The organism is Streptomyces sp. NPDC059080 (genome assembly GCF_042739975.1).
Lineage (GTDB): Bacteria > Actinomycetota > Actinomycetes > Streptomycetales > Streptomycetaceae > Streptomyces > Streptomyces benahoarensis.
This window is the reverse complement of sequence record NZ_JBHYGX010000039.1, coordinates 48,159-55,527: the sequence shown is the minus strand read 5'-3', so window position 1 is coordinate 55,527 and position 7,369 is coordinate 48,159. Positions and strand designations below refer to the sequence as shown.

The 7,369-nt window shown below is 74.0% G+C and carries 6 protein-coding genes; 2 read left to right on the top strand and 4 right to left on the bottom strand.

The features are described from left to right. Positions 1 to 167 precede the first annotated feature (167 nt). Positions 168 to 1,295, bottom strand: a complete 1,128-nt coding sequence (gene dusB, locus ACFWWQ_RS24425; protein WP_384599884.1) for a tRNA dihydrouridine synthase DusB — start codon at positions 1,293 to 1,295, stop codon at positions 168 to 170. 295 nt (positions 1,296 to 1,590) lie between these two features. Here dusB and ACFWWQ_RS24420 point away from each other — a divergent pair, with 295 nt between their 5' ends. Next, positions 1,591 to 3,063 carry an MFS transporter gene (locus ACFWWQ_RS24420; protein ID WP_384599881.1) on the top strand — a complete coding sequence of 491 codons (1,473 nt, stop codon included), beginning with the start codon at positions 1,591 to 1,593 and terminating at the stop codon, positions 3,061 to 3,063. Positions 3,064 to 3,168: 105 nt separating this feature from the next. On the opposite strand, the gene ACFWWQ_RS24415 is transcribed toward ACFWWQ_RS24420, so the two are convergent. Both ACFWWQ_RS24415 and ACFWWQ_RS24410 read right to left on the bottom strand, forming a co-directional pair. After that, positions 3,169 to 3,816 carry a response regulator gene (locus tag ACFWWQ_RS24415; RefSeq protein ID WP_384599892.1) on the bottom strand — a complete coding sequence of 216 codons (648 nt, stop codon included), beginning with the start codon at positions 3,814 to 3,816 and terminating at the stop codon, positions 3,169 to 3,171. Positions 3,817 to 3,881: 65 nt separating this feature from the next. Then, positions 3,882 to 5,096, bottom strand: coding sequence for a sensor histidine kinase (locus tag ACFWWQ_RS24410; protein ID WP_384599878.1), 1,215 nt, complete (start codon positions 5,094 to 5,096; stop codon positions 3,882 to 3,884). A 177-nt stretch (positions 5,097 to 5,273) separates the two neighbouring features. Between ACFWWQ_RS24410 and ACFWWQ_RS24405 the strand changes: the two genes are divergently transcribed. Next, positions 5,274 to 5,693 (top strand): hypothetical protein, encoded by a 420-nt coding sequence (locus ACFWWQ_RS24405; protein WP_384599875.1) that lies wholly within the window; start codon positions 5,274 to 5,276, stop codon positions 5,691 to 5,693. Positions 5,694 to 5,786: 93 nt separating this feature from the next. Here ACFWWQ_RS24405 and ACFWWQ_RS24400 read toward each other — a convergent pair whose 3' ends face one another. Then, positions 5,787 to 7,169, bottom strand: coding sequence for a glycine--tRNA ligase (locus tag ACFWWQ_RS24400; protein ID WP_384599872.1), 1,383 nt, complete (start codon positions 7,167 to 7,169; stop codon positions 5,787 to 5,789). Positions 7,170 to 7,369 lie beyond the last annotated feature (200 nt).

Here is a 7,369-nt window from a genome sequence, read left to right as displayed (position 1 = left end):
GTCGCCGCCGCCCCCCCCCCCGGCCGTCACCCGGCGCCCGGGGGGGGGCCGGGGGGGGGCGGGCGGGGGGCGGGGGGGGGGGGGGGGGGGCGCCCCGGGCGGGGGGGGGGCCCCGGGGCCGGGCGGGCGCGGGACCGGCCGGCCCGGTGCGGGTGCCGGGCCGGGGCTCAGCCGCCGGAGGTGTCCAGTTCGGCATCGGCGCCGACGCCCGTGCAGTCGTTGGGGTCATCGAGCCAGCCGTCGGGCAGGACGACGCGGTCGCGGCCCGAGGTGCGGCCGCGCGGGCCGTCGGCGCCCGCGGGCCACGGCTGGTCGCCGTCGATCCTGCCGAGCAGATCCGCCAGCTCCGCGAGGGAGGAGCTGACGGCGAGGCCGCGGCGCATCTCGGAGCCGACCGCGAAGCCCTTGGTGTACCAGGCGACGTGCTTGCGGAAGTCGATCACGCCGCGCTTCTCGTCGCCGATCCACTCGCCGAGCAGCGCCGCATGCCGCACCATCACGGCCGCGACCTGCTTGAACGTCGGCTCGGTGTACGTACCGGTGCCCTCGAAGGCGGCGACCAGATCGCCGAAGAGCCAGGGGCGGCCCAGGCAGCCGCGGCCGACGACCACGCCGTCGCAGCCGGTCTCGCGGACCATCCGCAGCGCGTCGTCGGCGCACCAGATGTCGCCGTTCCCGAGCACCGGGATCTCCGGGACGTGCTCCTTGAGGCGGGCGATGGCGTCCCAGTCGGCGGTGCCGCTGTAGTGCTGGGCGGCGGTCCGGCCGTGCAGCGCGATGGCGGTGATGCCCTCCTCGGCGGCGATCCGGCCCGCGTCGAGGTAGGTGAGGTGGCCGTCGTCGATGCCCTTGCGCATCTTCATCGTCACCGGCAGGCTGCCCGCGTTCGCCACCGCGTCGCGCAGGATCGCCCGCAGCAGCGGCCGCTTGTACGGCAGCGCGGAGCCGCCGCCCTTACGGGTCACCTTGGGGACCGGGCAGCCGAAGTTCAGGTCGATGTGGTCGGCCAGATCCTCGTCGGCGATCATGCGGACGGCCTTGCCGACGGTGTCCGGGTCGACGCCGTACAGCTGGATCGAGCGCGGCTTCTCGGACGCGTCGAAGTGGATCAGCTGCATGGTCTTCTCGTTGCGCTCGACCAGCGCCCGCGTCGTGATCATCTCGCTGACGAAGAGCCCCTTGCCGCCGGAGAACTCCCGGCACAGCGTCCGGAACGGGGCGTTGGTGATCCCGGCCATGGGCGCGAGCACCACGGGCGGGGACGCCGTGTGCGGTCCGATCTGGAGCGAGGTCATGGCAGGCGGATTCCTTCGGCGGTCGGGGGCGGTGCGGCGCCGGGCGACCCGGCGGTGCGACCTCCCATTGTCCCGCATCCGGCGGGCGGGCCCGGAGGGCGCCCTCCGTGCCGGCAGCCGGCCGGGCCGGGCCGGGGCGTGCGGGGAGGATCGGACCGGGCCTGCGCCGGGCGACGCCGGACCACACCGTGCAGGCCGGACCGGGCCTGCACCGGGCACGCGGACCCGCGGACGGCCGGGCCGGAACCCGTCATCCGGCCGGGCCACCCCGCGCATATCGTTGTACCGTTCAACCATGTCTGAGTTGAGCCACCGGCGGCGCCTGCTCGTCCTGGCGATCTGCTGCATGAGCCTGCTGATCGTCAGCCTCGACAACACCGTCCTCAACGTCGCACTCCCCTCCCTCCAGCGCGAGCTGCACGCCTCCGTCTCCGGCCTGCAGTGGACCATCGACGCCTACACGCTGGTCCTGGCGTCGCTGCTGATGCTGTCCGGTTCGACCGCGGACCGGCTCGGGCGGCGCCGCGTCTTCACCGTCGGGCTGACCGTCTTCACCCTGGGCTCGCTGCTGTGCAGCCTCGCGCCCAGCCTCACCTGGCTGGTCGTCTTCCGCATGGTGCAGGCGGTCGGCGGGTCGATGCTCAACCCCGTCGCGATGTCGATCATCACCAACACCTTCACGGAACCGCGCGCACGGGCCCGGGCGATCGGCGTGTGGGGCGGCGTCGTCGGCATCAGCATGGCCGCCGGGCCGGTCATCGGCGGGCTGCTGGTGGAGTCCGTCGGCTGGCGCTCGATCTTCTGGATCAACGTCCCGATCGGCGTCCTCGCCCTCTTCCTCACCCTGCGGTACGTCCCCGAGTCCCGCGCACCGCGGCCGCGCCGCCCCGACCCGGTCGGCCAGCTGCTGGTCATCGCGCTGCTGGGCGCCCTGACGTACGCGATCATCGAGGCGCCGGGCACGGGCTGGCTCTCCGCGAAGATCCTGACGTTCGCCGCCGTCGCGCTGGCCGCGCTGGCCGCGCTGATCGGCTACGAAAGGCGGCGCCACGAACCCCTCATCGACCTGCGGTTCTTCCACAGCGTGCCGTTCAGCGGCGCCACCGTCACAGCCGTCTGCGCCTTCGCGTCGCTGGCCGGGTTCCTCTTCCTCAACACGCTCTACCTCCAGGACATCCAGGGCCACTCCGCCCTGGAGGCCGGGCTGTACATGCTGCCGATGGCCGGGATGACGCTGGTGTGCGCCCCGCTGTCCGGGCGGCTGGTCGGCAACCGCGGGCCGCGGCTGCCGCTGCTGCTCGCGGGCTGCGCGATGGGCGCCAGCGGGCTGATGTTCGCGGCGTTCGACGCCGAATCGACCACCGCGCTGCTGTTCACCGGGTACGTCCTGTTCGGCATCGGCTTCGGCCTGGTCAACGCGCCGATCACCAACACCGCGGTCTCCGGGATGCCGCGGACCCAGGCGGGTGTCGCGGCGGCCGTGGCGTCCACCAGCCGCCAGGTCGGCTCGTCGCTGGGCGTCGCGGTGATCGGCGCGGTGCTGGCCGGTGGCGTACGGACCGGGGGCCCGGGCGGCGCGGCGGCCGCGGCCGACTTCGTCGCGGCGGCCCACCCCGCATGGTGGATCATCACCGGCTGCGGCGCCGCCGTCCTGCTGCTCGGCGCCCTGACCACCGGCGTCCGGGCCCGTGCGACGGCCCTCCGCACCGCCGCGCTCCTCGACGGCGAGACGGTACCGGGGGCGGCGCGGTCGGGAGCCGGACGGTGAGGCCCGGGGCACCGGGCCCCGCGCCCGGACGCTGAGGCCCGGGGCGCCGTCGGCCGCCGGGCGGCCGGGCGCCCGCTGCCCCGGCTCCCGCCCGGCGCCGCCGGGTCAGCGGCCCGGTGCCGCCACGCCGAGGAACCGCAGCACCGCCAGCACCCGGCGGTGGTCGGCGTCCGCCTGCGGCAGGTCGAGCTTGGTGAAGATGCTGTTGATGTGCTTGGCGACCGCGCTCTCGCTCACCACCAGCTGCGCCGCGACGGCGGCGTTGGAGCGGCCCTCCGCCATCAGCGCCAGCACCTCCCGCTCCCGTGCGGTCAGCCGCTCCAGGGGATCGCTCGCCCGGCGCACCAGCAGCTGGGAGACGACCTGCGGGTCGAGGGCGGTGCCGCCGCCGGCGACCCGGCGCAGCGCCTCGACGAACTCCTCGACGTCCGCGACGCGTTGCTTGAGGAGGTACCCCACCCCGCCGGTGTGGGCCGCGAGGAGATCGGCCGCGTACCGCTCCTCGACGTACTGGGAGAGCAGCAGCACCGCCGTGCCCGGCCACTCCCGCCGGATCGACAGCGCGGCCCGGACGCCCTCGTCCGTGAAGCCGGGCGGCATCCGGACGTCCACGACGGCCAGCTCCGGCCGGTGTTCGGCGACGGCGGCCAGCAGCCCGGCCGCGTCCCCCGCCTCGGCGGCGACCGTGAAACCGGCCATCTCCACCACCTTGACCAGCCCGATCCGCAGCAGGACGGAGTCCTCCGCGATCACCGCACGCCGCACACCGCTCGCCCCCTCGCTCGCGCCGGGCCCGGCGGCGGGCGCCGTCGGCGCGTTCACCCCGGGCACGGCAGCTCCACACTCATCATCGTCGGGCCGCCCACGGGGCTGCTCATCCGGAACGTCCCGTCCACCGAACGCACCCGCTGCGCCAGCCCCTTCAGACCGCTGCCCCGGGCGGGATCGGCCCCGCCCATCCCGTCGTCGGCGATCACCACCCGCAGTATTCCGCCGATCCGGGTGACCGTCACCTCGGCCCGGGTCGCCTCGCGCGCGTGCTTGGCGACGTTGGTGAGCGCCTCGGAGACGACGAAGTACGCGACGCCCTCGACGGCGGCGGTCGTCCGCTCCAGGGCATCGACCCGCAGCCGTACGGGCAGCGGCGTGCGGGCCGCGAGCCCCGACAGGGCGGCGTCCAGGCCGAGTTCGTCGAGGACGGCGGGGTGCAGCCCGCGGACGAGGTGGTTCAGCTCCTCGATCGCGTCCTTCGCCTCGCGGTGGGCCGCCTCGATGACCTCCCTGGCCTCCGGCGGCAGGTCGGTGAGGGTCGCCTTCGCCAGCCCGAGGTTGAGCGCGAGGGACACCAGGCGCTGCTGGGCCCCGTCGTGGAGGTCGCGTTCGATACGGCGGCGCTCGGCGTCCGCCGCGTCCACCGCCCCCGCCCGGCTCGCGGTCAGGTCCTCGACGCGCCGCTCCAGCTCGTCGGAGCGGCTGACGCCCAGCACCGCCCGCCCCACCAGGTTCTCCAGCCGTACCAGCCCGGCGGCGAGCGGGACGACGGCGGCCAGCGCGAGCAGGCCGAGTCCGGTGAGGTAGGCGGCCTGGGTGGGGTAGCCGGGGTGGCCGATGCGCCACTGCCAGGGCACCGCCCAGATCCACAGCAGCACCGTGGCGGCGGCAAGACCGGCCACCAGCAGCGCCAGCACCAGGAGTTCGAGGGCGCCGAGGAGCGGGCCGATCAGCCAGTTGTAGCCGAACTGCCGCCGCAGCCGCCGCAGTCCCAGGCGCGGCAGCTCCACCCCGCACAGCGCCCGGAACCGCCACCGCTGCACCTCCGTCAGGCCCGGACCGGCGGCGCAGAGCAGGGCGAGCGGGGCGGCGAGGATCACCGGCGCGTCCGAGTCGCTGCCGGTCACCGTCGCGCCGAGGAGCAGGGCCGCCCACAGGTACAGCGGGACCACGAGCAGATGCGGCAGCACCCCGGCCGCGAGGAAGAGGAGATCGCGCCGGAGCCGCAACAGGGCCCGGCGCGACCGGGGCGGGAGGGTCATGCCGGAACCGTACGGGGCGCCCGCGCGGGGCCGCCATGGAGGTGGCGACCGGATCGGGGGTGCACCTGGCACCACCCCGGGCCGGGCCTGTGGGCTACCGACACCGGCGGCCCGGATGACAAGGGTGGAGTGCGGGCCCGACGTCCGGGTTCACCGTCGCCGCAAAGGACCCGGATCATGACGCTGCTCCTCAACCCGCCCTCGGTGAAGGCCGGTTGGCGCCCGCTCGCCACGGAAGGGCGCCGGTGGCCGGGCCGGGTGCTGACCGGCGCCGGGCTCGCCCTGCTGCCGTGGACCGCCTGCCTCGCCGCGACGCTGCCGCCCGGGCAGGCCGCGGCGTGGGTGAGCCTGGACCTCCTGGAGGCCGCCGCCCTGCTGACCGCGGGCCGCCGCCTGCTGCGCGGCGCCCCGGGGCACCGCCGTCCTGCGGCGGCCGCCGCACTGCTGCTGCTCGCCGACGCCGCCCTGGACCTCGCCACCGCCGCGCCCGGCGCCGAACTGGCCACCGCCGTCGCCATGGCCCTGGCCGCCGAACTCCCGCTGGCGGCGGTGTGCGGCGCGCTCGCGCTGCGCCCGGACCGCCCGGCGGCGCGCTGACCCGCCGCGCACCGCACATCGGCCCCGCCCGCAGCGTTCGCGGGCGGGGCCGACGGCCACGCTCAAAGGTGACGGGCGCGTGCCCGTCCGGGGTCAGCAGCCGAGGAGGCGCGCGCCCAGGTACGCCTGGATCTGGTCCAGGGAGACGCGCTCCTGCTTCATGGTGTCGCGCTCGCGGACGGTGACCGCGTTGTCGTCGAGGGTGTCGAAGTCGACGGTGACGCAGAACGGGGTGCCGATCTCGTCCTGGCGGCGGTAGCGGCGGCCGATGGCGCCCGCGTCGTCGAACTCGATGTTCCAGTTCTTGCGCAGGTCGGTGGCGAGGCCCTTCGCCTTCGGCGACAGCTGCGGGTTGCGGGAGAGCGGCAGGACCGCGACCTTGACCGGCGCCAGGCGCGGGTCGAGGCGCATGACCGTGCGCTTCTCCATCTTGCCCTTGGCGTTCGGCGCCTCGTCCTCGATGTACGCGTCGAGCATGAAGGCGAGCATCGCGCGGTTCACGCCCGCCGCCGGCTCGATGACGTAGGGGGTCCAGCGCTCGCCGGCCTCCTGGTCGAAGTAGGAGAGGTCCTGGCCGGACGCCTTGGCGTGCGACGACAGGTCGTAGTCGGTGCGGTTGGCGACGCCCTCCAGCTCCGAGAACTCGGTGCCGCCGAAGTTGAAGCGGTACTCGATGTCAGCGGTGCGCTTGGAGTAGTGGGAGAGCTTCTCCTTGGGGTGGTCGTACCACCGGATGTTCTCCTCGCGGATGCCGAGGTCGCGGTACCAGTTCCAGCGCTCGGCCATCCAGTACTCGTGCCACTGCTCGTCCTCGCCCGGCTTGACGAAGAACTCCATCTCCATCTGCTCGAACTCGCGGGTGCGGAAGATGAAGTTGCCCGGAGTGATCTCGTTCCGGAAGGACTTGCCCATCTGCGCGATGCCGAAGGGAGGCTTCTTCCGGGAGGTCTGCTGGACCTGCGCGAAGTTGGTGAAGATGCCCTGCGCGGTCTCGGGGCGCAGGTAGGCCACCGAGGCGGTGTCCTGCGAGGGGCCGAGGTGGGTGGAGAGCAGGCCGGAGAACTGCTTGGGCTCGGTGAAGCCGCCCTTGTTGCCGCAGTGCGGGCAGTTCAGGTCGGCCAGACCGTTGGCGGGGAGGCGGCCGTGCTTCGCCTCGTACGCCTCCTCCAGGTGGTCGGCGCGGAAGCGCTTGTGGCAGGAGGTGCACTCGGTGAGCGGGTCGGTGAAGGTGGCGACGTGACCGGACGCCTGCCAGACCTCGGGGGCCAGGATCACCGACGAGTCGATACCGACGACGTCCTCGCGCGAGGTGACCATGGCGCGCCACCACTGGCGCTTGAGGTTCTCCTTCAGCTCGACGCCCAGCGGGCCGTAGTCCCAGGCGGCGCGCGAGCCGCCGTAGATCTCACTACAGGGGTAGACGAAGCCACGGCGCTTGCTCAGGCTGACGATGCTGTCGATCTTGTCGGCGGCCACGGTGCTCTCTTCATACGACGGCGAACGATGGACCGGCGGCGGCGCTCAGCGCCGGTGCGGGTGAATGATTCAGGTTACCGGCGGCCGCACCCCCCGGGCCAAATCGCCTGGGGCGCCTCTCCGCTTCCTCCCGGTACCACCCGCCCCAGCCCCCCGTTCGAACACGTTGTTGACAATCGTTTCCACTTTTGTTGAAAATG